General features: G+C 61.8%; 19 protein-coding genes. 7 read left to right on the top strand and 12 right to left on the bottom strand.

The features are described from left to right. Positions 1 to 146 precede the first annotated feature (146 nt). The gene (locus BFP90_RS17960; RefSeq protein WP_065883862.1) at positions 147 to 2,585 is read right to left on the bottom strand and encodes a Lon protease family protein; all 2,439 of its coding nucleotides are present in this window, start codon (positions 2,583 to 2,585) and stop codon (positions 147 to 149) included. Positions 2,586 to 2,851: 266 nt separating this feature from the next. Here BFP90_RS17960 and BFP90_RS17965 point away from each other — a divergent pair, with 266 nt between their 5' ends. From BFP90_RS17965 to BFP90_RS17980, 4 genes are all read left to right on the top strand, one after another. Then, positions 2,852 to 3,340 carry a DUF3015 domain-containing protein gene (locus tag BFP90_RS17965; protein WP_003194274.1) on the top strand — a complete coding sequence of 163 codons (489 nt, stop codon included), beginning with the start codon at positions 2,852 to 2,854 and terminating at the stop codon, positions 3,338 to 3,340. 92 nt (positions 3,341 to 3,432) lie between these two features. Further along, positions 3,433 to 5,286 carry an Lnb N-terminal periplasmic domain-containing protein gene (locus tag BFP90_RS17970; RefSeq protein WP_065897619.1) on the top strand — a complete coding sequence of 618 codons (1,854 nt, stop codon included), beginning with the start codon at positions 3,433 to 3,435 and terminating at the stop codon, positions 5,284 to 5,286. A gap of 224 nt (positions 5,287 to 5,510) precedes the next feature. Beyond that, positions 5,511 to 5,867, top strand: a complete 357-nt coding sequence (locus tag BFP90_RS17975) for a hypothetical protein (RefSeq protein ID WP_065892214.1) — start codon at positions 5,511 to 5,513, stop codon at positions 5,865 to 5,867. A gap of 99 nt (positions 5,868 to 5,966) precedes the next feature. Next, on the top strand, positions 5,967 to 6,464 hold the full coding sequence (locus BFP90_RS17980) for a GreA/GreB family elongation factor (RefSeq protein WP_065897620.1): 498 nt from the start codon (positions 5,967 to 5,969) through the stop codon (positions 6,462 to 6,464). Here the strand turns inward: BFP90_RS17980 and gdhA are convergent. From gdhA to BFP90_RS18015, 7 genes are all read right to left on the bottom strand, one after another. Continuing rightward, on the bottom strand, positions 6,461 to 7,798 hold the full coding sequence (gene gdhA / locus BFP90_RS17985) for an NADP-specific glutamate dehydrogenase (RefSeq protein ID WP_065897621.1): 1,338 nt from the start codon (positions 7,796 to 7,798) through the stop codon (positions 6,461 to 6,463). The genes BFP90_RS17980 and gdhA overlap by 4 nt on opposite strands. Positions 7,799 to 8,000: 202 nt before the next feature. Continuing rightward, entirely contained in the window at positions 8,001 to 8,891 is an 891-nt protein-coding gene (gene aepX / locus BFP90_RS17990; RefSeq protein ID WP_065897622.1) for a phosphoenolpyruvate mutase, read from the bottom strand. Positions 8,892 to 8,938: 47 nt separating this feature from the next. Further along, on the bottom strand, positions 8,939 to 9,784 hold the full coding sequence (locus tag BFP90_RS17995) for a hypothetical protein (protein WP_065883851.1): 846 nt from the start codon (positions 9,782 to 9,784) through the stop codon (positions 8,939 to 8,941). A 24-nt stretch (positions 9,785 to 9,808) separates the two neighbouring features. Next, positions 9,809 to 11,038 (bottom strand): aminotransferase class I/II-fold pyridoxal phosphate-dependent enzyme, encoded by a 1,230-nt coding sequence (locus BFP90_RS18000; RefSeq protein ID WP_065897623.1) that lies wholly within the window; start codon positions 11,036 to 11,038, stop codon positions 9,809 to 9,811. Between the two features lie 39 nt (positions 11,039 to 11,077). Then, the gene (locus BFP90_RS18005; RefSeq protein ID WP_065897624.1) at positions 11,078 to 12,295 is read right to left on the bottom strand and encodes an MFS transporter; all 1,218 of its coding nucleotides are present in this window, start codon (positions 12,293 to 12,295) and stop codon (positions 11,078 to 11,080) included. 32 nt (positions 12,296 to 12,327) lie between these two features. After that, entirely contained in the window at positions 12,328 to 13,152 is an 825-nt protein-coding gene (locus BFP90_RS18010; protein WP_065897625.1) for a hypothetical protein, read from the bottom strand. A 34-nt stretch (positions 13,153 to 13,186) separates the two neighbouring features. Then, positions 13,187 to 14,380, bottom strand: coding sequence for an MFS transporter (locus BFP90_RS18015; RefSeq protein WP_065897626.1), 1,194 nt, complete (start codon positions 14,378 to 14,380; stop codon positions 13,187 to 13,189). A gap of 95 nt (positions 14,381 to 14,475) precedes the next feature. Between BFP90_RS18015 and BFP90_RS18020 the strand changes: the two genes are divergently transcribed. Further along, positions 14,476 to 15,396 (top strand): LysR family transcriptional regulator, encoded by a 921-nt coding sequence (locus BFP90_RS18020; RefSeq protein WP_065897627.1) that lies wholly within the window; start codon positions 14,476 to 14,478, stop codon positions 15,394 to 15,396. Positions 15,397 to 15,483: 87 nt separating this feature from the next. On the opposite strand, the gene ettA is transcribed toward BFP90_RS18020, so the two are convergent. Beyond that, positions 15,484 to 17,148 (bottom strand): energy-dependent translational throttle protein EttA, encoded by a 1,665-nt coding sequence (gene ettA, locus BFP90_RS18025; RefSeq protein WP_065886915.1) that lies wholly within the window; start codon positions 17,146 to 17,148, stop codon positions 15,484 to 15,486. A 285-nt stretch (positions 17,149 to 17,433) separates the two neighbouring features. Here ettA and BFP90_RS18030 point away from each other — a divergent pair, with 285 nt between their 5' ends. Further along, entirely contained in the window at positions 17,434 to 21,285 is a 3,852-nt protein-coding gene (locus BFP90_RS18030) for a sensor domain-containing protein (protein ID WP_065897650.1), read from the top strand. A gap of 229 nt (positions 21,286 to 21,514) precedes the next feature. Continuing rightward, on the top strand, positions 21,515 to 22,768 hold the full coding sequence (gene glyA, locus BFP90_RS18035; RefSeq protein ID WP_065895218.1) for a serine hydroxymethyltransferase: 1,254 nt from the start codon (positions 21,515 to 21,517) through the stop codon (positions 22,766 to 22,768). A gap of 178 nt (positions 22,769 to 22,946) precedes the next feature. Here the strand turns inward: glyA and yjiA are convergent, their stop codons facing one another. The 3 genes from yjiA to BFP90_RS18050 form a co-directional block, all read right to left on the bottom strand. Next, positions 22,947 to 23,909, bottom strand: coding sequence for a GTPase (gene yjiA, locus BFP90_RS18040; RefSeq protein ID WP_065897628.1), 963 nt, complete (start codon positions 23,907 to 23,909; stop codon positions 22,947 to 22,949). Between the two features lie 154 nt (positions 23,910 to 24,063). Beyond that, complete coding sequence (locus tag BFP90_RS18045; protein WP_003176208.1) at positions 24,064 to 24,261, bottom strand: YbdD/YjiX family protein; 198 nt, start codon at positions 24,259 to 24,261, stop codon at positions 24,064 to 24,066. Positions 24,262 to 24,276: 15 nt separating this feature from the next. Then, a complete protein-coding gene (locus tag BFP90_RS18050) occupies positions 24,277 to 26,343 on the bottom strand; it encodes a carbon starvation CstA family protein (RefSeq protein WP_065897629.1) in 2,067 nt (688 codons plus the stop codon). Positions 26,344 to 26,615 lie beyond the last annotated feature (272 nt).

A 26,615-nucleotide genomic window follows, 5' to 3' on the forward strand; every position in this document is an offset into this window, starting at 1 on the left:
GGCGCCTAGGATCAAAAGCAGATCAAGATCAAGAGCGGCTCGCTTCGCATCGTGGTTACGGTTGGGCGCTACAGAGTTGTGTAGATACCTATGGCTATCGGGAGCAAGCCCCCTCCCACATTTTTGATCCCATCAAGCTTCAGGGATCAGGTCGGTTTGGCCTCCGCTAAAGCCTGCTGCGCCAGCTCTTTCTCTGCCTCCTTCAAGTCTTCCTCGCTGATCATCTCGGCAATTGCCCTTAAGCGCTCCACCACCCGCGCATTGACCGTGCCTTCCGGAAACTGCCCTTCCGCATCCGGCTCACCGGCATCCTCGCCCACCAACAGGCTCAACGCCTCATCCGCCTGACGCACCGCATAGATATGGAATTGCCCGGCGCGCACGGCCTGCAATACCTTTTCATCGAGCATCAGCGTGGCCACGTTGGCCTTGGGAATGATCGCGCCCTGTTCACCGGTCAACCCGCGCGCTTCGCACAGGCGGAAGAAGCCTTCGATCTTCTCGTTGACCCCACCCACGGCCTGCACTTCGCCAAACTGGTTGATCGAGCCGGTGATGGCAAAGCACTGCTTGAGCGGCGTCTTCGACAACGCCGAGATCAAGGTGCAGGCCTCGCCCAGGGAGGCACTGTCGCCGTCCACGTAACCGTAGGACTGTTCCAGCGCGATGCTGGCCGAGATCGCCAGTGGGAATTCCTGCGCGTAACGGCTGCCCAGGTAACCGGTGAGGATCATCACGCCCTTGGAGTGAATCGGCTGGCCGAGATTGACCTCACGTTCGATGTCGACAATCCCGCTGCCGCCCGGGTACACCGTGGCGGAAATCCGCGCCGGTACGCCAAACGCCGAATCCCCCACCTCCAGCACCGTCAGCCCGTTGCACTTGCCGACGGCGGCGCCGGCGGTGTCGATCAGGATGACCCCCGCGAGCATGTCATCGAGAATCCGCGCCGACACGCGGCCGGTGCGCGTGGCCTTGGCCTTGAGCGCGCGCTCGATATGCCCGGCATCGGTCATTTCATCGCCCGCCAGGTGACGAATGAAGTCGGCCTCGCTGACCAGTTGGAACAAGTCGCCGATGCGCGCCGACAAACGGCCCTGATGTTCAGCCAGGCGTGCGCTGTAAGTCGCCAACCGCGCCACCGCATCCGACGTCAGCGGCGCCATGCCTTCTTCCGAGGTGCGGGTCTTGAGCAACTGGGCGAACTGCTCCAGGCTTTCGTCGACCATCGGGATGTCTTCGTCGAAGTCCACCAGTACCCGGAACATTTCCTGGAAGTCCGGATCGGCGTCCTGCAACGCGTAGTACAACTGGCGCGACCCGATGATGATCACCTTGACCTGCAACGGAATCATCTGCGGGTTGAGGGTCACGGTCGCCAGGCGGCCGAGTTCGCCCAGCGGGGACTCCATCTTCAGCTTGCGCGATTGCAGGGAACGCTTGAGCGCATCCCATACAAATGGCTCGCTGAGCATTTTTTCCGCTTCAAGAATCAGGAAGCCACCGTTGGCACGGTGCAACGCCCCCGGACGCAGTTGGCGATACGTGGTGTAAAGCGCGCCCTGGTCGGTGCTGTATTCGATACGGCCGAACAGGTTGTCGTAGGTCGGGTGCGGTTCAAACACCACCGGCGCACCGCCGTTGACCGAATGCCCCACCACCAGGCTCGGGCAGTATTGCTCCTCGAGCAGCTTGCGCGCCTGGGCATCGGTCTTGGCGTCGTCGACCAATTGCTCGACCACGGTCTTGAGCAGATACACCTGCACGGCCTGCAGGTAACCGCAGACGGCGGCGTTTTCCGCGTACTTTTCCGACAGTGGCGCAAGCAACGGCTGCAGGGCCAGGGTGATGGTTTCTTCGTTGAACTGGCGCAGTTGGTTGTTTGACTCACGCTTCCATTGCGGCAGGCTCGCCAACTCTTCGTTGAGGCGTTCTTCCAGCTCGGAAATATCGGTGTGGAAGCGCTCGCGATCGGCTTCCGGCAACTGCGAGAACTCCGCTTCGTCCAGCGCCTTGCCGTCAAGCATCGGCGTGAAGGCGATGTTGGAGCTGTCGCGATACAGCGCCACGTCTTTTTCCAAGGCCAGGCGCTCGATCACGTCCAGGGCCTTGTCATAACGCTGGTTGAACGCACGGTCGATGGCGCTTTTGCGCTGTTGGTACGTCGGGTGTTCAAACACGGCCGGGAAAGTCGCGACCAGATTGTCGACCAGCGCGTTGATATCGGTGATAAACGCTGCAGCACCGCCGCCTGGCAATTCCAGCGCGCGCGGTTCGCGCGGCTCGTCGAAATTATTCACATAGACCCAGTCCGACGGGGTTTGCAGGCGTTTGCCTTCAGCCTTCAGGTAACGTTTGACGAATGAAAAGCGACCGGTACCGGGCTCGCCCATGACAAACACGTTGTAACCGGGGCGTGGCATGGCCACACCGAACTGCAAGGCTTCAACCGCACGTTCCTGGCCAAGCACACCGCGAAAGGGCTCCAAATCATTGGTGGTCGAGAAGCTGAACTGTTCAGCGGAGAAAGGGCGAGTCAGCGCTTCGGGCGCTAGACGCAAGCTGGCAGCAACAGGATCAGGCATCGGGCTTCCTTACATCAGGCGGGGCAGATGGGGGCATTCTGGCTCTCGGTTGCGCGCTCTGGCAAGGCGCGCTGTTGGGAAAGCATAGCCACGGCGCGCGCCGCACAAAAAAAACGTTCAAGACTGAATGTTTTATAAAAACTCACGGAACCCATGGAACGTGCCTAAACTCCAAACTGCGCGGGTTGGACTAATAACTGGCCCCTAGGGTGCTGCGAAGCGCCTGAACCCTTGTCCATTGGTTTGCACACAAAGAGAACAAAGCTATGAAACGGATCCTTCTTGGTACTCTCTTCACCGTCGTCTCCCTCAATGCAATGGCAGAAGCACCAGGTGGCCCGAACTGCGGTTGGGGCAACATGTTGTTTGAAGGCCAGCGCGGTACTCCTGCTCATTTCCTCGCTTCCACCACCAACGGCACCTCGGGTAACGCCACCTTCGGCATGACCTCGGGCACCAACGGTTGCAGCACCAACAGCGCCCTGACCTACGGCGGCAAGTCCTGGATTGCCATGAATGGCATGATGAACGAGCTGTCCGAAGACATGGCCAAAGGCAACGGCGAAGCCCTGACCACCTACGCGGTGGTACTGGGTGTGGCTCCGGAAGATCGCGATCACTTCGCGGCCGTAACCCACGAGCACTTCCAGCAGATCTTCAGCAAGGCTGACGTGACTGCTGATGACGTGCACAACAACACCATTGCCGTACTGAAAAGCGATGCCCGTCTGGCGAAATACGCTACCCAGGCTTAAGCTCGACCCACCCGCGTCTTTCGAGGCGCGGGTTTTGTTTTTTCGACCTGTCCCCCTTGGGTCTTTTTTTCAGTCCGACTTAAGTAGCCCCCATGCTCAAACGCCTCGCTTGCCTGGCTCTCTTCGCCTGCGCCCCGCTGCACGCGGCCCCGCACCTCGACGATCAACGTTTGCAGCAACTGGCCAATGATCCGTTCTGGCTTTCGCTGGGGCATTACGAGGCCGGCAAGATCAATGGCTGGCGCAGCTATGTCAGCGACAAGAAATTCTTTCTCGCCGCTGACGGCGCGCATCATCCGGACGCCGAACTCAAGGCCACTGTGGACGCGCTCTACGCGCCTGCCAGCCTGGGCGAAAAACATGCCCAATGCGTCTACCCCGCACGCACCCGCTGGCTCAAGGATCAGTTGCAACTGACCGACCTGCCGGCTGTGGACTGCAAAGAATTCAAACAATGGTTCTCGGACGTCGCGCCCCACAGCGCGGTGATGATTTTCCCGGCGGCGTACCTCAACAGCCCCTCGTCGATGTTCGGCCACACCTTGCTGCGCATCGACCAGGCCGACGTGCAGAGCAACAACACCGCCCTGCTCAGCTACGCAATCAACTTCGGCGCCTATATCGAAGGCTCGGACAACAGCATTCTGTATGCCTGGAAGGGCTTGATGGGCGGCTACCCCGGCCTGTTCGCCCTGGTGCCCTACCAGGAAAAACTCTCCGAATACCGCAGCCTGGAAAACCGTGACCTGTGGGAATACCGCCTGAACCTCACCGAAGTCGAGACCAAGCGCATGGTCGAGCACGTGTGGGAGCTCAAGCAGATCAAGTTCGACTACTTCTTCTTCGATGAAAACTGCTCCTATCGACTGCTGGAACTGCTGCAAGTCGCGCGCCTCGGCCTGCGCCTGACCGAGCAATTCCCGCTCACCGCGATCCCGACCGATACCGTCAAAGCGGTAAAGGACGCGGGTCTGGTGGAAAAGATCGACTATCGTCCGTCCCGTGAACGCGAACTGCTCGAACGCGCCAAGCCGCTCGACAGCGATGAGCAGCAATGGGTACTGAAGATCAGCGATGACCAGAAACAGTTGCAGGAGCCCGCCTTCAAGGCGCTGCCGCGCGAGCGCCAGGCGCTGGTGGTGGACGCTGCCTATCGCCTTGGCCGCTACCGCGCCAACGGCCTGGAACGCGACACCGCACGCTCCCAGCGCAGCTTCGAATTGCTGCGCGCGATCAACCAGAACCCGGCGCCCGACCTGAAGATCACCCCGCCCGGCTTGCCGGAAAACGGCCACGAGTCGCGCACCTGGCAGGCCGGCATCGGCACTCGCGGCGACAAAGCCTTCGGCGAGTACGGCCTGCGCATGGCCTATCACGACCTCAACGACAACGCCGAAGGCTTCCCCCTGGGCGCACAAATCGAAATCCTGCAGATGAAACTGCGCCAGTACGAAGGCAACCACTGGCAATTGCAGCAACTGGACCTGGCCACCATCCGCTCCCTGACCCCGCGCAACGCCTTGTTGCAACCGTGGTCCTGGCAAGTCACCGGCGGCCTGGAGCGGGTGCCGGGCAAACACGACGACGAAACCCTGGTCGCCCACGTCAACGGCGGCGCCGGCGGCACCTGGCAACTCTCGGACGACATGCTCGGCTTCGCCCTCGGCACCGTACGTGTGGAACACAACAATGACTTCAGCGAAGCCATCTCCCCCGCCGCCGGCTTCAACACCGGCGTGCTGTGGAAGAACCCGCTGGGCAACCTGAGCCTGGAAGCCAAGGGCGATTTCTTCACCAATGGCGAGGTGCGGCGCAGCATCAGCCTCAACCAGCAATGGGAACTGTCACGCAACCTCGGCCTGCGCCTGAGCGCCCAGCGCGAATACAGCCACCTATCGACGCCGGTCAATGAAGTGATGCTCGAAGTGAAGTGGTACCACTACTGACCCAAGCCTGATGAAATGATCGTTCCCTCGCTCCGCGTGGGAATGCATCCTGTGACGCTCCGCGTCACGCCTTTACAGCGGACGCAGAGCGTCCAGTGCGGCATTCCCACGCAGAGCGTGGGAACGATCATCCTGCACATCCCTCTTACACGCCTTTCACATACAGCTTACAAATCCCCTTCTAGACTCACCCTATCAGCCGTAAATCGGCCAGGGAGTACGCCATGTGGCGGTATGCGCTAATGCTGTGTGCAGGGGTGTGGTTGACGGGCTGCCAAACTACCCATCAAGAGTTGCTGGCCAAGGGTTATCCGCCCGCCTTCGCCGATGGCTTTGACGACGGTTGCAGCAGCGGGCGCCAGGCCGCTGGGGTGATCACCGGGGAGTTTCGCAAAAACGTGCCGCGCTATCTGAAAGACCGGCAATACGCCGAAGGCTGGGAGGACGGTTTTCGCCAGTGCAAAGCCATGCGTGAGAACGAGGAATTGCGCGAGTACCAGGACAACCGCAGGAACGATCGCGAGCACGAGTGGCAGCAGGAGAAAGACCGTGATGCGGCCAAGGCATATCGCTCGCAATGACGTCATGATGACGCGGAGCGTCGTAGGCTGCATTCCCACGCAGAGCGTGGGAACGATCTGACGGTGAGCATGGCCCAAACTCCATTGAAGGAGAATGTCATGAGCCGAGCTTTTGTAAATGAGGACAACGCCGCCGCCCAGGCCGACCAGCCGGTGGAGCGTCAGGTCAGCGCGCAGCCCAACCGTTTGACTGCGCAAGGGCTGGCGCAACTGCAAGCCAAGGTGGCGCAGTTGCAGCAGGCATACAGCACCGAATCCGCCAAGGGCGACAAAGCCGATAAACAGCGGCAAGCCGATCTTGAGCGGGATTTGCGCTACTTCAACCAGCGCGTGCAAAGCGCCCAGGTTGTGCCGCAGGCCACCTCCACGGACAAAGTGCAAATCGGCAGTTGGGTGACCTTCGCCAATGAGCAGGACGAGCAGCAGCGCATCCAGTTGGTCGGCGAAGACCAGGCCGACGCCAACGCGGGCCTGATCAATTGGGGTTCGCCCCTGGGCCGCGCCTTGCTGGGCGCCCAGGTGGGTGACGAGGTGCTGTGGAAGCGCCCGGTCGGCGATCAGTTGATCGAAGTGCTGCGCATCGAACCCGAGGCTTAGACGATGCCCTGGGCCAGCATCGCGTCGGCAACTTTGACGAAGCCTGCGATGTTCGCGCCCTTCACATAGTTGACCCGGCCATTTTCCTCGCCGTAGTGCACGCAGGCATAGTGGATCGACTGCATGATGGTGTGCAGCTTGCTGTCCACTTCGCCGGCGGTCCATAGCAGGCGCATGGCGTTCTGCGACATCTCCAGGCCACTGACGGCCACGCCGCCGGCATTGGAGGCCTTGCCCGGCGCGAACAGAATGCCCGCGTCGATAAAGATATCTACCGCTTCAAGGGTGGTCGGCATGTTGGCGCCTTCGGCCACGCAGATGCAGCCATTGCGCAACAGCGCGCGGGCGGCATCAGCGTCGAGTTCGTTCTGGGTGGCGCAGGGCAGTGCGATATCGCACGCCAGCGCCCAGGGTGTTTGACCTTGGCGAAACTCCAGGCCGAAACGCTCGGCCAGTTCGCTGATACGCCCACGCTGCACGTTTTTCAGCGCCAGCAGGGCCGACCATTGTTCCTCGGTCAAACCGCTTTCGGCGTACAGCGTCCCTTCGGAGTCCGACAGGGAAACCACCTTGCCACCCAGGTCCATCACTTTGCGCGCCGCGTACTGCGCCACGTTGCCGGAACCCGAGATTGCCACACGCTTGCCTTCGACCCGCTGGCCCTGGCGCTTGAGCATTTCCTCGGCGAAATACACACAGCCAAAACCAGTGGCTTCCGGACGGATCAAGCTGCCGCCGTAGGTCATGCCTTTGCCGGTCAGGACGGAGGTGAATTGATTGCCCAGGCGTTTGTACTGGCCGAACAGGAAGCCGATTTCCCGTGCGCCCACGCCGATATCACCGGCCGGTACGTCCACGTCCGCACCGATATGACGGTATAACTCGCTCATGAAGGCCTGGCAGAAGCGCATCACTTCGGCGTCGCTCTTGCCCTTGGGATCGAAGTCCGAGCCGCCTTTGCCGCCGCCCATGGGCAATGAGGTCAGGGAGTTCTTGAAGGTCTGCTCGAAGGCGAGGAATTTCAGCACGCCCAGGTTCACCGAGGGATGGAAGCGCAAACCGCCCTTGTACGGGCCGATGGCACTGTTCATCTGGATACGAAAACCGCGATTGACCTGGACCTTGCCATGATCATCCACCCAGGACACCCGAAAGGTGATCGCGCGTTCCGGCTCGCACATGCGCTCCAGAATGCCCGAGGTCAGGTAGTGGGGGTTGGCTTCAAGAAACGGCCACAAACTGCGTAGGACTTCCTCCACGGCCTGATGGAATTCCGGTTGGTCGGGGTCGCGTTTCTTGAGGCGGGCAAGGAAGGATTCGACGGATTCGCTCATGAAAGTCTCGGCAAAATGATTGTTGTTAAACAGAGATTGAGCCGGACTTTATCAATTCATTTCGCACCGTGACAGGGCAAAATGTCGCCTTTATGAATTTAAATGGTGCATTTGTATAAATAAACAGCGCTTTTCGCCCTGAAACGGGGATTTCAACCCGACACATGCACCAATGCGTAAACGGCTGGACGACAGCATCGCGCTAGCGCGTCCCGGGCACCAGGTCGAGTATTTCGTCGATACCCAGGCAGCGCGGCTCCAGTTCCAGGGTCCTGCCATGGGCGAGTATGCCCACAGCGGTATCGCGCATAGCCAGATAGGCACTGCGCAACATGTGATTGGCGTAAATCACCGCGTTGAAACCAGCCTGCTCCAACACCTCGAACTTCAGGTGAGCGTAGCTGGTGGGCACACAAATCAGCGGTACCCTGGGCCGTTGCCGACGAAACTGCCTGGCGAACTCGAGGATTTCCAGGCCATCCTGTCTGCGGCTGTGGATCATGATGCCATCCGCCCCCGCCTCCACATACGCCAGGCACCGCGCCATCGCCTCTTCCATGCCGCGATCGAGGATCAAGCTTTCACACCGCGCAATCAGCATCAGCCCTGAGCCGGTGCGACTGGCGCAACCGGCCTGGAGCTTGGCGCAAAAGGTCTCTATGGGCTCCTGCGCCTGGTCGACCTCGGTACCAAACAGTGAGTTCTTCTTCAAGCCGCACTTGTCTTCGATCACCACCGCCGAGACGCCCGCACGCTCCAGCATCTTGATGTGAATCGCGAAATGTTCGGGCTTGCCGCCAGTGTCGGCATCGAATATCAGCGGCAGCGAACACACATCGAAGATTTCGCGGATCCCCGGCAAACGGTTGCTGGGCGAGAGAATTTCGATATCGGGTAACCCGCGCTGGGTCGAGTCGGTCAGCGAACTGGACCAGATGGCGTCGTACCCCACAGTATGCCCGGGGCTGATTTCCAGCCTGGCGCGCTGCGCGAGCAACGCCGATATCGGGCTATGGGCTTCGAGTACGCGCAGGCAACGGGTGCTATCCAGTAGCGCCGACAGAGGGCGTCGGCGCGCTTCGGTATCCATCATAGGTTCAGGCTCCATGTCAGCGGCACAACGGGGGTTATCGGACTGCCTCAATCCCAGGCGGGCTGTTCACACTTGAGCACCGACGCCATCTTTTGCAGATGCTCACAGGCCCTGGCCACGTATTCCCTGGATAGCTGCGCGATACGGCTGTAATCCACGGCCTGCCCGGTGGCGCTGGCATACAGCCGCAGCGCCTCTGCCGCATGCTTGAAGTGGCGCGCTTCGACGCTGCCGCAGTGCACGCTGAGAAAGCTCGCCACGCGGCTGGCCTCACCGGCGCTGTAGCCGCGCACATCGCGCAACCACTGCTTCCATAACGGCGTCATCAGGTTGTATTCGCCGGTGTTGAACAGCTCCGTCATGGCCATCATTTCCAGCGCCTCAATGAGCTGCGGCGCCAATGGACGTTTTTCGCCAACCCAGCCGGAAAATTCCTTGGTGATCGGGTTCAGGAATTTGTCCTGCAGGCGCCATTCATCCGAGCCGCATATCGCCGAAGCCATGCGGTAATACAGCTTGGAGTGGTGCGGATGCCCGTGCATTTCGCCCAACCCGATGTCCTCGACAATGATCTCGCCACAGTGGGCCGCCGCTTCGAGCATCTGCAGCCGAGCGGCGTCGGCCAGGGATGCCGACTCCTGGAGAATGCGCACAATGATGCTTGAGACAGCATGGGCGGCGCCGTCGGGGCTGCGCCAGCCGCAGAAGAACGTACACAGCGACGACTCGCTCCAGTTACTGGAAGTCATGTCGACATAGGTCTCGCAGTACCTGTCCAGCTCGGCAGGCTGGCTGTTGAAACCGCTGAGCAGGGCCTGGGCCAGATGTCGGTCCTCGACATCCACCAGCGCCTGGTTCACGTACCCGATAAATTGGCGGCTCAGATTTTCCACGGCTCATATCCTTTTTGGCTGGGGTTAGTGCGCAACGATTTCTGCCATGAAGCGCGCGAAGCGCGTGAGGCCTTCGATCAACGCTTCACGCTCAACGGCGTAGGAAATGCGGATACTGTTGCGGTCGCCGCAGCCGGAGCCGGGCACCACCGCGATATGGGCCTGGGTCAATAACAGATCGGCCAGGTGGTCGACATCACGGATAACGGTGCCCAGGTAGCGGCCACCCAATTTGCGCGACACATCGATAAACAGATAGAACGCCCCTTCCGGCGGGGCGCAGGTGATGTCATCGATATGCCCCAGGCAAGTGCAGGCCGCGAGCAGTTGCTGGTCGAGGAAGGCGTTGACCTGGCGGGTAAAGTGCGGCGCGTCCGCCATCAGGGTGCCGAGCGCAGCGTATTGGGACAGGCTGCTGGGGTTGGATGTGGTGTGCCCCTGCAGGTTGTGCATGGCGGCGATGACCGCAGCGGGCGCGCACGCATACCCTACCCGCCAGCCGGTGACCGCGTGGCTCTTGGAAAACGAATCGACCAGCACCGTCTGGTGTTTGAGCGGCGCAAACAGCGAGACGATGTTGTGATGTTCATGGGGCGCGCGCACCAGCTTGCGGTAGCACTCGTCGAACACCACCCACAGCCGGTGTTCGAACGCGAGCCGGGCGATCCCCAACAGTTGTTCGCGTTGATAAACCGTGCCCGTCGGATTGTTCGGGGTGTTGATCACAATCATGCGGGTGCGTGGAGTCAGGGCGTTTTCGACTGCCGCGCAGGTGAGGCGATAGTCATCGGCTGCCGTGTCGACATAGACCGGGACGCCACCGGCCAGCTGGATCTGGGTGGGAAAGGTTTCCCAGTACGGCACCGCAACGATGACCTCATCCCCCGGATCGAGCAGCACCATCGCGGCGTTATACAGCGCCTGCTTGGCACCGGCGGTCACGGCGACTTCGTCGGCGCTGTAGTTCACGCCGCAGCGCTGAGTGACCTGCTGCGCCAGCGCGTGGCGCAACTGGGGCAAGCCGATGGGCGGCGTATAGCGGTTGCGCGCAGTGGCCAGCGCATCGCTCGCGGCGGCTTTCATGGCCGGACAGGCATCGAAGGTCAATTCACCCGCGGCAAAATTGATCACGTCGACGCCGGCGTCTTTCAAGGCATTGGCTTTGCTGCGCATGCTGGATGTGCCCGGTGCGCTGAGGCGTTGCGCACGCTGGGACAACGGCAAGGACACGGCAGACGGTTCACTGTTATTCATTGTTATACCTGCCAGAACACGCTGAAAAATTCGTTCGCCCTACCGGACCTGGGCCTCCAGCCCTCGCTGAACCCGCCAGGACAGCGGCAAGGTGAGCAACAAGGTTGCGGCCAGCAACAAGACGGCCACGGGCACGCCGGTGGTATCTCCGAGGCTGCCGAACAGCACCGGCGCCAATGCGCCGCCACCAATGGTGCCGGTGTAGAACACTGCAAACGCCTGGTCGCGCCGGCCCGGCCCCGCCAGGTCCGGCACCGCGCCATACAGCACCGACGAGGTGCCATTGAGCGCCAGCCCCAACAGCGGCAACATCACCATCAAGCCGGCGTACGGCAGGTACACCGCCATGACGATCAGCACCGCCGTGGTGAACTCCGTGGCCCACACCGTCTTCATCATGCCGATGCGTGCACCGAGGTAACCGCACAGCAATTTGCCGAAGGCGCCCCCCACGAACAGCATCGTCAGCGCCAGGCCAATGCCCGCAGGCCCGGCCCCCTTGGCCTTGAGCAAAAACGGCAGGAACGTGAGAAAACCCATGCGCACCGCGCTGTCCAGCGTGCCGGTCACGATCAGCGCGCGCAGCCCGCTCGCGGACCCGGCGCCGCCGCCCGCGCGGCTGGCTTTCACCGGCGCCGCCGAACCCTCAGTGCGCGCCGGGATCAGCCACCACAACAGGCCGGCCGCCAGCAGCCCGAGTACGCCCAGCAGGGTGACACTGGCGCGCCAACTGATGACCGCCAGCAACAGGCCGATCAACCCCGGGATCAGGGTCTTGCCGATATCCCCGCTGAAGTTGTATTGCGACAGCGCTTGTTTGACGCCCCCGCCCGCCTCGTGGGTATCGGTGATCAGCGACGAAGCCAGCGGGTGCTGCGTACTTGCACCCAGACCGCCCAGCAGCAGCGCCACCAGCAGTACCGCCAGCCCACCGGCCTGGCCGGCCAGCAGATAGGCCAGGCCCGCGAGCGCAGTGCCGCCCACCAGCAGACGTTCGCGCCCCCAGCGCGCCGCAGCGCGGCTGGCCAGTAGCTGGAAACCGGCCATCATGCCCGCATAGGCACCGCGCAACAGGCCGACCTGGGCGTAACTGAGGCCGAACTGCGCTTGCCAGATCGGCAACAGCACGTAGATCACATCGGTCAGCCCATCGTGCACGGCATGCGCGCCGCAACCGGCCACCAGGGAACGGCGACGCACGCTTGCCGGGTCAGGCGGCGACAACGACGGGGCTGCGGTGTGCTTCAGGGTGTTCATTCGGGTCAGTGGCTCTCAGGCAGAACGCCGGGTCAACCCAGCAACTTCGCACAGTCGTTCATCACGCTGGCTTTACGCTGCAGGTATTCGGCAAAAATGTCGCGCGCCGTGGCGGGGTCCACTTCAACCTGCAGGGCGCTGGTGAACTCGTTCACCGCCGCCACCGCATGGGCGAAATGGTTGCTCTCGGTGCCGCCGGTGTGCACGGTGACCCAGGCCACCGTCGCACGAGATTTTTCCGGCGGCACGCCCATGTCCCGTACGAACCACTGCGAGTACATCGGATGGATGAACTCCACTTCGCCGTGGGTATACACCTCGTGGATCAACGTGGTCAGCAAGCCCTGCAACAGGTCGCGATCACGCAGGCGACGGCTGTCGGTCCAATCCTTGAAGGCCTGGGCCGAGGGCAGGCAATTGTCCTTCAACATCCACTGGTCATCGCCGCACAGCGCGGTCGCCATGGTGTAGAACAGGTCCGCGTGCACGGTGTTGCCCAATGCGCCCAAGTCTTCATCGGTAATGCGCTGCAGGCTGCCGCAAGCGCGGTACAGCTGCGCGGCGGCAGCGGAACCGGCGTCGCAACGCGCCAGCAAGGTAATCCGGTTGGCCAGGCCGGACACACTGGCCGCCGAATTATTGGTCTTGGACCAGCTGGCGAAGAACTTGCGCAGCACCGCTGGCGGATGCCGACGCGAGGTGAGTCGCGCAAACGCCTCTTCGATAGCCATCAGCGCCTCTTCCTCTGCCCAGAAGGCTTCGAACAGGGCATGCCGCAAGGTACTGGCCGGCATGTCATTCAATACCGGTTCGACGATCTTCAACAACTGGCTGCGTTTGATCAGGGTGTCAGTCATATTCACCTCTCATAATCCTTTATTGGATGAAACATCAGGCCGGTTTGCCGCGTTGGCCGGCGATCAGCGCCTGGGTGTTTACCGGTTTCCAGCCCAGCAGGGCGATCACCAGCGACAACACCTGAAAACCTGCGATCAATGCCACGCAGCCCGGCCAGCCCCACTGCTCCCAGAGCAGCGCCGGGGCCACGGCGCCGGCGCTGCCGCCCAGGTAATAGCCGGTCAGGTACAGGCCCACGGCGCCGGATTTGTCCTGCCCGGCCGTGGTGGCGATGTAGGCATTGGCGCAGGCCTGGGCCAGGAATACGCCGGTCGAGCTCAGGGCAAGGCCCAGCACGATCAGCCACAGGGACGGCAATAAGGTCAGGGCCGACCCGCAGAGCCCAAGGGCCACGGCGGCACTCAGTAACTGCGATTGCGGTCGCGATTTGCTCAAGCGCCCGGCAATGGGAATCACCACCAGCGCCAGCAGGAACACGGCATACAGTGTCCCCAAGGCGGCGGCGCCCAGGTTGAACGGCGCCTGGCTGAGATACAGCCCGGCATAGGTAAAGGTGGCGACTTGTGAGAACAGCACGCAGAAACCGACGCCATAGGCCGCCAGCAGGGGTTTGCGCAAAAGCCGGCGCACCCCGCGTGCGCCCACGACCGCAGGGTTGGGACGTGCCACTGGATTGGCCGGCAGCAGCGACAGGATCAACAGGCCCACCGCCAGGCTGATCACTGCCAACAGCTCGAAGGCTTCGCGCCAGCCGACATATTGGGTCATGACCCCGGAGACAAAGCGCCCGGCAAACCCGCCGAGCACCGTACCCGCGACGTACAGGCTGGTGATCTCGGTGACGGTCGTTGCACGCCAGCGGTCGCCGATATAGGCCACGCTGGTGGCGAACACCACCGGGATCAACATACCCTCGATAAACCGCCACACCAGCAGCTCGGCAAAACTGTCCACATAGGCCGTCAGCAGCGTCGGCAGCGCCAGCAGCAAGGCGGCCGCGACAATCACTGTGCGTTGCTCGAAACGTCCGGTCAGGCGCCCGACAAACGGCGCAGTCAGCGCCACCGCCAGGGTGGTCACGGTAATGCTCCACCCGGCCTGCCGGGCGCTCACCTGGAAGCTTTGGGCAAACACAGGCAGGATGCTCTGGGTCGCGTAGAGATTGAGGAACGCCGCACAGCCACACAGAAACACGGCAAGGCGGGCGTGATGCAAGCGCGGGTTCATGGGACCTCTCGTCTTATTGTCGAGGATCTTTATAGAATGCCCAGCGTGGCGAACACCAATACCGAATTCGGACCGATCAATACCCAGGAAACAGAATGCTTGATTTACGCAAGTTACGTTACTTCCTGACGGTCGCCGAAGAGTTGCACTTCGGTCGCGCGGCGCAGCGCCTGCACCTCGCCCAGCCGCCCCTGACGCGGCAGATCTCGGCCCTGGAAACCGAGCTCGGCTTTCGTCTGTTCGACCGCACCAGCCGCACGGTCACCCTGACCGCCCAGGGCCGGCACTTTCTACCCTATGCCCGCGCCGCGCTGGAGCACGCCCGGCTCGCGCAGGACATTGCCGCCAAGCTGGCCGCCGGCGCCACCGGCCAACTGGTCGTCGGCTATGCCAGCTCCATCGCGCTGTCGGAGCTGTTCAGCCAAACCCTGCGAGCCTTCGCCCAGCGTTTTCCCGAGGTGCAACTGACCCTGGTGGAGAGCGCTTCCGGCAGCCTGCATGCGCACGTGCTGGACGGTCGCATCGACATCGGCATGAGCCGCCTGCTGCCGGAGCCCGGGCAAACCGACGTCGAGGTGTTGTCGTTGGGGCAGGAACCTCTGGTCGCAGCGCTTTGCAGCGACAACCCATTAGCGGGCCAGGACGAAGTCACCCTCGCCCAGCTCAGTGAGTTCCCGTTGATTCTGTTCCCCAGCGATTACGGTTCGGGCCTCAACGGTTCCATCGAGCAGCTGTATCAACGCCACGGCCTGGCGTTGCGCCCGGGCCCCGCGGGGCGCCAGATCACCTCGATCATCGCCCTGGTGGCGGCAGGCCAGGGTGTCTCGCTGGTGCCCCAGTGCACCCGCACGCTGGCCAGGCAAGGCGTGGTCTACCGACCATTGGCAGACCCCGAAGCCTGGGTGCACCTGCTGATCCTCACGCGCTCGCAATCACGCTCGCTGCTGGTCGATGCGTTCATGGGGGTGGTCGGTGAAATGCTGCAAGGCCGGCCGGCGCTGGCGCCGCGGGCATAATCCGGGCAAAAAAATACCCCTGCGCGAGGGGTATTTTTCTACAAGCTGCTGCGTACAGGCGCCGCCGAAGCGGCGCCTGTTGCCGAATCAGGCCAGTTTCTTGTGGCGTACCCGGTGCGGTTGGGCAGCGGCTTCGCCCAGGCGCTTTTTACGGTCCGCTTCGTACTCGGTGTAGTTACCTTCGAAGAACACCGCTTGCGAATCATCCTCGTAAGCCAGGATGTGAGTCGCCACGCGGTCAAGGAACCACCGATCGTGAGAGATCACAATGGCGGCGCCCGGGAAGTCCAGCAGGGCTTCTTCCAGGGAACGCAGGGTTTCAACGTCGAGGTCGTTGGACGGTTCGTCGAGCAGCAACACGTTGCCGCCCTCTTTCAAGGTCAGGGCCAGGTGCAAGCGGCCACGCTCACCACCGGACAGGTCCTTGACGAACTTCTGCTGGTCGCCGCCCTTGAAGTTAAAGCGGCCCACATAGGTACGCGCCGGGATTTCATAGTTGCCGATACGGATCTGGTCGGAGCCGTCGGAAATCTGCTGGAATACCGTCTTGCTGCCATCGAGGTCTTCACGGCTCTGGTCCACACAGGCCAGTTGCACGGTTTCGCCGATCTCGATGCTGCCCGAATCCGGGGTTTCCTTGCCCATCAGCATGCGGAACAGCGTGGATTTACCCGCACCGTTACCGCCGATAACGCCGACGATCGCGCCTTTTGGCATGGAGAACGACAGGTTATCGATCAGCACGCGGTCGCCGTAGCCTTTGGAAACGTTCTTGAACTCGATGACCTTGTCACCCAGGCGCGGACCGGCCGGGATGTAGATCTCGTTGGTCTCGCTGCGCTTCTGGAATTCCTGCGACTGCATTTCTTCAAAGCGTTGCAGACGGGCCTTGGATTTGGACTGGCGGGCCTTGGCGCCTTTGCGCACCCACTCCAGTTCTTCCTTCATGGCTTTTTCATGGGCCGATTGCTGCTTGGATTCGGCGGCCAGACGGTCGGACTTGGCTTCCAGCCAACCGGAGTAGTTGCCCTCGTAAGGGATACCGGCGCCACGGTCGAGTTCGAGGATCCAGCCGGCGACGTTGTCGAGGAAGTAACGGTCGTGCGTGATCGCTACCACGGTGCCCGGGAAATCGTGCAGGAAATGCTCCAGCCAGGCGACGGAATCGGCGTCCAGGTGGTTGGTCGGTTCGTCGAGCAGCAGCATGTCGGGAGCCGACAGCAGCAGGCGGCACAGGGCCACACGGCGCTTCTCGCCACCGGACAGGAACTCGACCTTGGCGTCCCAGGCCGGCAGGCGCAGGGCGTCGGCGGCGACTTCGAGCTGGCGCTCCAGGTTATGACCGTCGCCGGCCTGCAGGATGGCTTCGAGCTTGGCCTGTTCGGCGGCCAGCTTGTCGAAGTCGGCATCCGGCTCGGCGTAGGCGGCGTAGACCTCGTCCAGGCGCGCCTGGGCGTCCTTGATCACGCTGACGGCCTCTTCGACCACTTCACGCACGGTCTTGGTCGGGTCCAGGATCGGCTCCTGGGGCAGGTAGCCGATGTTCAGCTCCGGCATCGGGCGGGCTTCGCCTTCGAACTCGGTGTCGACGCCGGCCATGATTTTCAGCAGCGTGGATTTACCCGAACCGTTGAGGCCGAGCACGCCGATCTTGGCGCCTGGGAAGAAGGACAGCGAAATGTTTTTCAGGATTTCCCGCTTCGGCGGAACAACTTTTCCCAGCCGATGCATGGTGAAGACGTATTGAGCCATGGTGAACCTAGCGTCAGTGACTGATGAATTAAGCGGACGAAGCCCGTGCCAGGCCATGCGCCGCGCGGGCCGTTGACTATCATCAATGCCGGCGAGCGAAAAAAAGCCTGAATATCTGGGGCTGGAACGCCCCCGCGTAACCGGCAAAGCTACCTGAATGCGCTGGGGCAGTCCAGCCAGGCGGGACTGGCACTTTGCCACAACTCAAGGCATGCTAGCCGCCCTCCGGGCGTCCGGCTTATAGTGCACGTCGCGCGCCAGTCCAGCCAACCGCAGGATCACAGCTTGTCCAAAGTCACGCCGCCCACGCCCTTGCGCGCCGCTCATCTAGCGCCAGGAGCGCCCCTGCACGGCACCTTTAAAGGCGCGTTGGCGACGCTTGTGCTGGTGTTGCTCGCGTTATTGTTCTGGCAACTGCTCGACCAATTGCAGCAAAACCAGAAGAACCAGCAGCAATACACCATCGACTACAGCGCCGACCTGGCCGAACAGATCAGCCAGAACATGGCCCTGAGCGCACAGATCGCCTTGAATCTGCTGCCGATGGTCGAGCCGCCGCGCAACGCCGAACAACAACAGGCCCTGATGCGCACGTTGCAGCGCTCATTTCCCGAGTTGCGCAGCTTCGCCCTGCTCGCCCCCAGCGGCGCGCTGATCAGCGACACCGCCGGCGACAGCCAGGACAGCGCCCTGCTCGAAGAACTGGTCAAGCGCAGCCACGCCCAAGCCTATTACCTGAGCAACGACAGCGACGGCACCGTCATCTATCTGTTGCTGCACCAGCCCAGCGGTGGCTCGAAACTGTACTGGGCACTGCGCCTGACGCCCACTTACCTGGCCAACCTGACGCGCCAGGATGCCCAGGGCCAGCGCCCGATGTGGGCGATCGAGAACCGCCTGAACCACCGCGTGGTCAGCCGCGACAGCGGCATGCCAGCACCCTGGGCCACTGCGTTGACCCCGGACGAGTTGAATAAAAGTGTGCTGGTCACACCCTTGAGCAAAAGTGACTGGCAACTGCACGGGCTGTTCGACCGCAGCGCGGTGCTCGAACAACTGCTGCCGGCCTTTATCGGCAAATGCCTGCTGGGCCTGGCTTTTTCGCTGATCCCGGTGATCGTGCTGCTGAACATGCGCCGGCGCCAGCGCCAGGTGAATGAGGGCCGCCGACGTTACCAGGATATTTTCGAAGGCACCGGCGTGGCCTTGTGCGTACTCGATCTGTCGGGGGTGAAGGCGTTCTGCGACAAGACCCAGGTGCAGGACAGCGAACAATTGCACGCCTGGATGCAGGCCAACCCCGCCGAGCGACGCAAACTGCTCAAGGAGTTGCGCGTCACCGAGATCAACCAGATGGCGGTGCGCCTGTTGGGCGTCAGCTCCTGCGAGCAGGCCTGGGAGCGCCTGATTGACGATGGCCCGCACAATGCCACCTCGATCGGCCACCAGGTGCTGGAAGCCGTACTGACCCGACAAAAACAATTGGAGCTGGAAATCCAGCTCAACGATGTGATGGGCAATGAACAATACCTGTGGCTGGTCATGCGTCTGCCGGAACAGCAGGATGACATCAGGGCGGTCATCCTCAGCATCAGCGATATCACCAGCCGCAAGCTGATCGAGCTGTCGCTGGTCGAGCGCGAGAGTTTCTGGTCGGATGTGGTACGCACCGTGCCCGACCACCTGTATGTGCAGGACGTGGTCAGCCAGCGCATGATCTTCAGCAACCATCACTTGGGCCATACCCTCGGCTACAACAAGGCCGAACTGCAGAAAATGGGGGAGTACTTCTGGGAAATCCTGCTGCACCCCGAAGACGCCGAGCATTATCAGGACGCGCGTCAACAGCAACGCGAGGTGGGTTATACGACCCAACTGCACTGCCAGCTGCGCTTTCGTCACCGCAACAACCAGTGGCGACGCTTCGACATTCGCGAACAGGCCCTGGCCACGGACACCTCGGCGGCGGTCACACGGATCATCGGCGTGGCCAAGGACATCACCGACCAGATCGAGGCCAGCGAATCCCTGCGCGACAGCGAACAACGCTACCGCATGCTGGCCGAGAGCATCAGTGACGTGATCTGCTCCACCGACAGCCGACTGGCCCTCAACTACGTCAGCCCATCGGTCAACGCCGTGCTGGGGTACGACGTGGACTGGGTGTTCAAGAACGGCTGGCAGTCGATCATTGCCAACCCGCAGCAACTCACCGGCATGTATGGCCTGATGGAACAGGTCAGCCGTGCCGTGGGTAATCCCGAGGCGCTGAACAGCCTGCGCGATGAGGTGCAGACCCAACTGTTCCTGTTCGACTGCCTGCGCGCCGATGGGCGCAAAGTGCCGATCGAGCTGCGCGTGGTGCTGGTGTGGGACGAACATGGCGCGTTTGAAGGCATCCTCGGCGTCGGCCGTGATATCAGCCAGCAACGCCGCGCGGAAAAAGACCTGCGCATGGCGGCCACGGTGTTCGAACACTCCACCTCGGCGATCCTGATCACCGACCCGGCCGGCTATATCGTACAGGCCAACGAAGCCTTCAGCCGGGTCAGCGGTTACGCCGTCAGCGATGTACTCGACCAGTTGCCGAACATGCTCACCGTCGACGAACAGCAGGAAGCCCACCTGCGCTACGTGCTCAAGCAATTGCACCAGCACAGCACCTGGGAAGGTGAAGTGTGGCTCAAGCGCCGCAATGGCGAGCACTACCCGGCCTGGGTCGGTATCACGGCCGTGTTCGATGATGAAGGCGACCTGGCCAGCTACGTGTGTTTCTTCAGCGATATCAGCGAGCGCAAGGCCAGCGAACAGCGCATCCACCGCCTGGCCTACTACGACGCCTTGACCCACCTGCCCAACCGCACGCTGTTCCAGGACCGCCTGCACACCGCGTTGCAATCGGCCGAGCGGCAGAAATCGTGGGTGGTGCTGATGTTCCTCGACCTCGACCGCTTCAAGCCGATCAACGACTCCCTGGGCCATGCCGCCGGCGACCGTATGCTCAAGGAAATGGCCACGCGCCTGCTCGGTTGCGTGGCCGAAGACGACACCGTGGCACGGATGGGCGGCGACGAGTTCACCCTGCTGCTGCAACCGCGTATCAACCGCGAAATGGCGCTGAACCGTGCCATCACCGTGGCCGAGCAGATCCTGGCCAGCCTGGTGAAGCCGTTCGTGCTCGAAGGCCGCGAATTCTTCGTGACCGCCAGTATCGGCATCGCCTTGAGCCCCCAGGACGGTAACGAGCTGAGCCAGTTGATGAAAAACGCCGACACGGCGATGTACCACGCCAAGGAGCGCGGCAAGAACAACTTCCAGTTCTACCAGGCCGACATGAACGCCAGCGCCCTGGAACGCCTGGAACTGGAAAGCGACCTGCGCCACGCCCTGGAACAGGACGAATTCGTGCTCTATTACCAGCCGCAGTTCAGCGGCGACGGCAAACGCCTGACCGGCGCCGAAGCCCTGCTGCGCTGGCGCCATCCACGCCGCGGCCTGGTGCCGCCGGGGGATTTCATTCCGGTGCTCGAAGAGCTGGGGCTGGTGGTGGATGTGGGCGACTGGGTGATCAGCGAAGCCTGTCGCCAGCTCAAGACCTGGCACCAGAACAAAGTGCGGGTGCCGAAAGTCTCGGTCAACATCTCGGCGCGACAGTTCTCCGACGGGCAGTTGGGCACGCGCATCGCCACCATCCTCAAGGACACCGGCCTGCCACCGGCGTGCCTGGAGCTGGAGCTGACCGAAAGTATCCTGATGCGCGAAGTCAACGAAGCCATGCAGATCCTCGCCAGCCTGAAAAACCTGGGGCTGAGCATTGCGGTCGACGACTTCGGCACCGGTTATTCATCGCTCAATTACCTCAAGCAATTCCCCATCGACGTCCTGAAGATCGACCGCACCTTCGTCGACGGCCTGCCCTCCGGCGAGCAGGATGCGCAGATCGCCCGCGCCATCATCGCCATGGCCCACAGCCTGAACCTGGCGGTGATCGCCGAGGGCGTGGAAACCCACGAGCAGTTGGACTTCCTGCGCGAGCATGGCTGCGATGAAGTGCAGGGCTACCTGTTCGGGCGGCCGATGCCGGCGAATCGGTTCGAGGCGCAGTTCAGCAATGATGCGCTGTTCATGTTTGACTGAGATGTGTGGTGAGGCCACTGGCCTCATCGGGGGCAAGCCCCCTCCCACATTTTGATCTGCGAACACATTCAAGTGTGGGAGGGGGCTTGCCCCCGATGAGGCCGGCACAGTCACCACCCACACCCAGATGAGCCCCACTTGTCCGCGACATGATGTCCTTTCATATGCCATCCAAAACCCATTGGGTTAGAATGCCCTCCTTTTCTGCCCCCGATCCTTGAGGACCGCCATGTTCAGCCGTGATTTGACTATTGCCAAGTACGACGCCGATCTCTTCGCCGCCATGGAGCAAGAAGCCGTGCGCCAGGAAGAGCACATTGAGCTGATCGCTTCGGAAAACTACACCAGCCCTGCGGTGATGGAGGCTCAAGGTTCGGTGCTGACCAACAAGTACGCCGAAGGCTATCCGGGCAAGCGCTACTACGGCGGTTGCGAATACGTCGACGTGGTTGAGCAGTTGGCCATCGACCGTGCCAAAGAGCTGTTCGGCGCCGATTACGCCAACGTCCAGCCCCACGCCGGTTCCCAGGCCAACAGCGCGGTGTACCTGGCCCTGCTGCAAGGTGGCGATACCATCCTGGGCATGAGCCTGGCCCACGGCGGCCACCTGACCCACGGCGCCAGCGTGTCCTCCTCCGGCAAGCTGTACAACGCCGTTCAATACGGTATCGATGCCAACGGCCTGATCGACTACGACGAAGTCGAGCGCCTGGCGGTCGAGCACAAGCCAAAAATGATCGTGGCCGGTTTCTCTGCCTACTCGCAGATCCTGGATTTCCCACGCTTCCGCGCCATCGCCGACAAGGTTGGCGCCTACCTGTTCGTGGACATGGCGCACGTTGCAGGCCTGGTCGCTGCGGGCGTCTACCCGAACCCGGTGCCTTACGCCGACGTGGTCACCACCACTACCCACAAGACCCTGCGCGGTCCACGTGGCGGCCTGATCCTGGCGCGCGCCAATGCCGAGATCGAGAAGAAGCTCAACTCCGCCGTATTCCCGGGCGCCCAGGGTGGCCCGCTGGAACACGTGATCGCGGCCAAGGCGATCTGCTTCAAGGAAGCGCTGCAGCCTGAGTTCAAGACCTACCAGCAACAAGTGGTCAAGAACGCCAAGGCCATGGCCGGCGTGTTCATCGAGCGCGGTTTTGACGTGGTGTCCGGCGGTACCGAGAACCACCTGTTCCTGCTGTCGCTGATCAAGCAGGACATTTCCGGTAAAGATGCTGACGCTGCCCTGGGCAAAGCCTTCATCACCGTGAACAAGAACTCCGTGCCGAACGACCCACGTTCACCGTTCGTCACCTCCGGCCTGCGCTTCGGCACCCCGGCTGTGACCACCCGTGGCTTCAAGGAAGCCGAGTGCAAGGAACTGGCCGGCTGGATCTGCGACATCCTGGCGGACCTGAACAACGAAGCCGTGATCGACGCGGTACGTGAGAAGGTCAAGGCCATCTGCAAGAAGCTGCCGGTGTACGGCGCCTGATTGCAGTTGCTTGAATGAAAAGCCCGGCTCTTGAGCCGGGCTTTTTTATTCCAATTTGAAATGCGGTCAAATGTGGGAGGGGGCTTGCCCCCGATGGCAATCTATCAGTCGCTGCCTGTGGTGACTGACACTCAGCTATCGGGGGCAAGCCCCCTCCCACATTTGGTTGCATTTCAAGTCAGGTGGGTTGGTAGACCCTGGCAAAGCCTTGGCGAATCTTGTCTTCCGGCAATTCATCGGCAATAAACACAATCACACTTTCCCGCGTCTCACCTTCGGCCCACTCGGTGTCCCAGTCGAAGCCGTAGAGCTTCAGCACGCCCTGGAACACCATGCGCCGATCCTCTCCGGCAATGTTCAGCACGCCCTTGTAGCGCAGCAGTTGCTTGCCATGGTCTTCCAACAGTTCGTTCATGAACTCACTGAGGCGGTCGATATCCAGCGGCTGGTCGGTGCGCAGCACCAGGCTGGAAATACGGTCGACCGATGGCGCAGCGCTGACCGGGCGCAGGCTCATGCCGGCGTTGAGGTTGAAGCCGCGCACATCCAGTAACTCGGCCAGGTCGATCTTGCCATGCTCCACCACCCGGATTGGTGCGCGGCGATTGATGCGGGTCAGGCGTTCGCTGAGGGCGTTGAAGGAGGCTTCGTCCACCAGGTCGCGCTTGCTCACCAGCAGGCGGTCGGCAAAGCCGATCTGGGCCTGGGCGATGGTCTGGGTCAGGTGTTGCTCGGCGTGGGCCGCGTCCACCAGGGTGATGATGCCGTCGAGGATATAGCGCTCGCGCAGTTCCTCATCGATAAAAAAGGTCTGGGCCACCGGCGCGGGATCGGCCAGGCCGGTGCACTCGATCACCAGGCGGTCGAAGACGATTTCGCCGCTGTCCAGCCGCTCGAGCAGCAAGTACAGCGCCTTGGTCAAGTCGGTATGGATGGTGCAGCACACGCAGCCGTTGGAGAGGGTCATGACGTGTACCGGCTCTGCGCCCAACAGTTGGGTATCGATGCCGGCATCACTGAATTCGTTTTCGATCACGGCGATCTTCAAGCCGTGTTCGGCCTTGAGTAGATGGCGCAGCAAGGTGGTCTTGCCGGCGCCGAGAAAGCCGCTGAGCACGGTGACCGGAATGGGAGAGGACACAGACAGTTCTCCTTATATCTGAAGGAACATAAAACAAATGTGGGAGGGGGCTTGCCCCCGATGGCGGTGTGTCAGGCACAGATGTGTCGCTGATACACCGCTATCGGGGGCAAGCCCCCTCCCACATGGAATCACTACTGGCCCGAGTGCAGGGTCAGCAGCACTTGGGCCCACCCTTGCCGCCGTAACGGGCCTCCTGGCGTTCGCGGAAGAACGCCTTGTAGTCCATCATCGGCTTGTCCGGGTGCTTGGTTTGCATATGCTCGACGTACGTGTCGTAGTCGGGCATGCCGACCATCAGGCGCGCGGCCTGACCGAGGTATTTACCGAGGCGACTGATGTCATTGAACATGGTTGCAATCCTCGGTTATGCGTCCGGTACGGCCTGGAACGGCGCTTCTTTATCCGTACGCTCTTTGTTGCCCCAGGCGGCAATGCCGACCTTGAGCGCATAGAACAGGATGCTGAACACCACGAACAGGAACAGCGCCGTCAGCGTTGCGTTGGTGTAGGCGTTGTAGATCACGTGCTGCATCTGGTCGATGCTCTTGGCCGGGGCCAGGATCTGACCGTTGGCCAGGGCATCGCTGTATTTCTTCGCCAGCGACAGGAAGCCGATTGCCGGGTTGGCGTCGAACAGCTTGATAAAGCCCGCCGTGGTGGTGCAGATCAACAGCCAGACGGCCGGCACCAGGGTCACCCAAATGTAGCGCTGACGCTTCATTTTGATCAGCACAACCGTGGCGAGCATCAGCGCGATCCCGGCCAGCATCTGGTTGGAGATACCGAACAGCGGCCACAAGGTGTTGATGCCGCCCAATGGGTCGATCACGCCCTGGTACAGCAGGTAACCCCACATCGCCACACAACCGGCGGTGGCGATCAGGTTGGCGGTCCAGGATTCGGTGCGCTTGAGCGACGGCACGAAGGAGCCGAGCAGGTCCTGCAGCATGAAACGACCGGCACGGGTACCGGCGTCGACTGCCGTCAGGATGAACAGCGCTTCGAACAGGATCGCAAAGTGGTACCAGAACGCCATGGTGTTTTCACCCGGCAGTACGCTGTGCAGGATCTGCGCGATACCGACCGCCAGGGTCGGTGCACCGCCGGCACGGGCCAGGATGGTGGTTTCACCGATGTCATGGGCCACGGCCGACAGCGCCTCGGGGGTGATTGCAAAGCCCCAGCTGCTGACGGTCTGCGCCACGGTTACCACGTCGGTGCCGACAATCGCCGCCGGGCTGTTCATGGCGAAGTACACGCCAGGCTCGATCACCGACGCGGCAACCATCGCCATGATGGCCACGAACGACTCCATCAGCATGCCGCCGTAACCGATGTAGCGCGCATGGCTTTCATTGGCCAGCAGCTTGGGCGTGGTGCCCGAGGAGATCAGCGCATGGAAACCGGAGACCGCGCCACAGGCAATGGTGATGAACAGGAACGGGAACAGGCCGCCCTTCCACACCGGACCGGTACCGTCGATGAACTGGGTAAGCGCCGGCATTTTCAGGTCAGGCATAGTGACCAGGATGCCAATCGCCAGCGCGATGATGGTGCCGATTTTCAGGAAAGTCGACAGGTAGTCACGCGGGGCCAGGATCAGCCACACCGGGAGTACTGCGGCAACAAAACCGTAGCCGATCAGCATCCAGGTGATCTGGATGCCGGTAAAGGTGAAGGCCTTGGCCCACACCGGGTCAGCGGCGATCTGCCCGCCCAGCCAGATCGAACCCAGCAGCAACAGCACGCCGATGATCGAAATCTCGCCAATGCGGCCCGGACGGATGTAGCGCATGTAAATGCCCATGAACATCGCGATCGGGATGGTCGCCATCACCGTGAAGATGCCCCACGGGCTTTCGGCCAGGGCCTTGACCACGATCAGCGCCAGCACCGCGAGGATGATGATCATGATCAGGAAGCAGCCGAACAGCGCAATGGTCCCGGGAATGCGGCCCATTTCTTCGCGGACCATGTCGCCCAGGGAACGGCCGTTACGCCGGGTGGACAGGAACAGAATCATGAAATCCTGCACCGCACCGGCCAGCACCACACCGGCAATCAGCCAGAGCGTGCCGGGCAGGTAACCCATTTGCGCCGCCAATACCGGGCCGACCAGAGGCCCCGCGCCGGCAATCGCCGCAAAGTGGTGACCGAAAAGAATGTGTTTGTTGGTCGGCACGTAGTCCAGACCGTCGTTGTTGACCACTGCGGGAGTTGCCCGCCGTGGGTCCAGTTGCATCACGTTATTGGCGATGAACAGGCTGTAGTACCGGTACGCGACCAGGTAGATGGCCACCGCAGCAACCACAATCCACAAGGCGTTGATCGCCTCGCCGCGGCGCAAGGCCACTACGCCGAGGGCGCATGCTCCTACGATTGCCAGCACCAGCCAGGGTAGATGGCGTAGCAGGCTATTATTATTTTTCATTTTTATATTCCAGCCAGGGTGGACAGAAAGGACAGCCAGCCCGAGTTTAGCGCTGTTGGCCTTAAAGGCCACCCCCTTCCTTGGTCTAGAGCCTTGCCGAGGCAAAAAAAGCGGAAATAAAGGCTGGATGATGGCGCAGCGGTGGCGGCATTGCTGGAAACCTGGAATCCAACACAGGTCAAAATGTGGGAGGGGGCTTGCCCCCGATAGCAGTGTGTCAGGCGCTGATAGATTGACTGACCTGCCGTCATCGGGGGCAAGCCCCCTCCCAC

This window comes from Pseudomonas sp. 24 E 13 (assembly GCF_900004715.1).
Taxonomy (GTDB): domain Bacteria; phylum Pseudomonadota; class Gammaproteobacteria; order Pseudomonadales; family Pseudomonadaceae; genus Aquipseudomonas; species Aquipseudomonas orientalis_A.

Coding starts and splice junctions, on each gene's coding strand:
- BFP90_RS17960 (WP_065883862.1), bottom strand. CDS start 2,585: ATGCCTGATCCTGTTGCTGCCAGCTTGCGTCTAGCGCCCGAAGCGCTG.
- BFP90_RS17965 (WP_003194274.1), top strand. CDS start 2,852: ATGAAACGGATCCTTCTTGGTACTCTCTTCACCGTCGTCTCCCTCAAT.
- BFP90_RS17970 (WP_065897619.1), top strand. CDS start 3,433: ATGCTCAAACGCCTCGCTTGCCTGGCTCTCTTCGCCTGCGCCCCGCTG.
- BFP90_RS17975 (WP_065892214.1), top strand. CDS start 5,511: ATGTGGCGGTATGCGCTAATGCTGTGTGCAGGGGTGTGGTTGACGGGC.
- BFP90_RS17980 (WP_065897620.1), top strand. CDS start 5,967: ATGAGCCGAGCTTTTGTAAATGAGGACAACGCCGCCGCCCAGGCCGAC.
- gdhA (WP_065897621.1), bottom strand. CDS start 7,798: ATGAGCGAATCCGTCGAATCCTTCCTTGCCCGCCTCAAGAAACGCGAC.
- aepX (WP_065897622.1), bottom strand. CDS start 8,891: ATGATGGATACCGAAGCGCGCCGACGCCCTCTGTCGGCGCTACTGGAT.
- BFP90_RS18000 (WP_065897623.1), bottom strand. CDS start 11,038: ATGAATAACAGTGAACCGTCTGCCGTGTCCTTGCCGTTGTCCCAGCGT.
- BFP90_RS18005 (WP_065897624.1), bottom strand. CDS start 12,295: ATGAACACCCTGAAGCACACCGCAGCCCCGTCGTTGTCGCCGCCTGAC.
- BFP90_RS18010 (WP_065897625.1), bottom strand. CDS start 13,152: ATGACTGACACCCTGATCAAACGCAGCCAGTTGTTGAAGATCGTCGAA.
- BFP90_RS18015 (WP_065897626.1), bottom strand. CDS start 14,380: ATGAACCCGCGCTTGCATCACGCCCGCCTTGCCGTGTTTCTGTGTGGC.
- BFP90_RS18020 (WP_065897627.1), top strand. CDS start 14,476: ATGCTTGATTTACGCAAGTTACGTTACTTCCTGACGGTCGCCGAAGAG.
- ettA (WP_065886915.1), bottom strand. CDS start 17,148: ATGGCTCAATACGTCTTCACCATGCATCGGCTGGGAAAAGTTGTTCCG.
- glyA (WP_065895218.1), top strand. CDS start 21,515: ATGTTCAGCCGTGATTTGACTATTGCCAAGTACGACGCCGATCTCTTC.
- BFP90_RS18045 (WP_003176208.1), bottom strand. CDS start 24,261: ATGTTCAATGACATCAGTCGCCTCGGTAAATACCTCGGTCAGGCCGCG.
- BFP90_RS18050 (WP_065897629.1), bottom strand. CDS start 26,343: ATGAAAAATAATAATAGCCTGCTACGCCATCTACCCTGGCTGGTGCTG.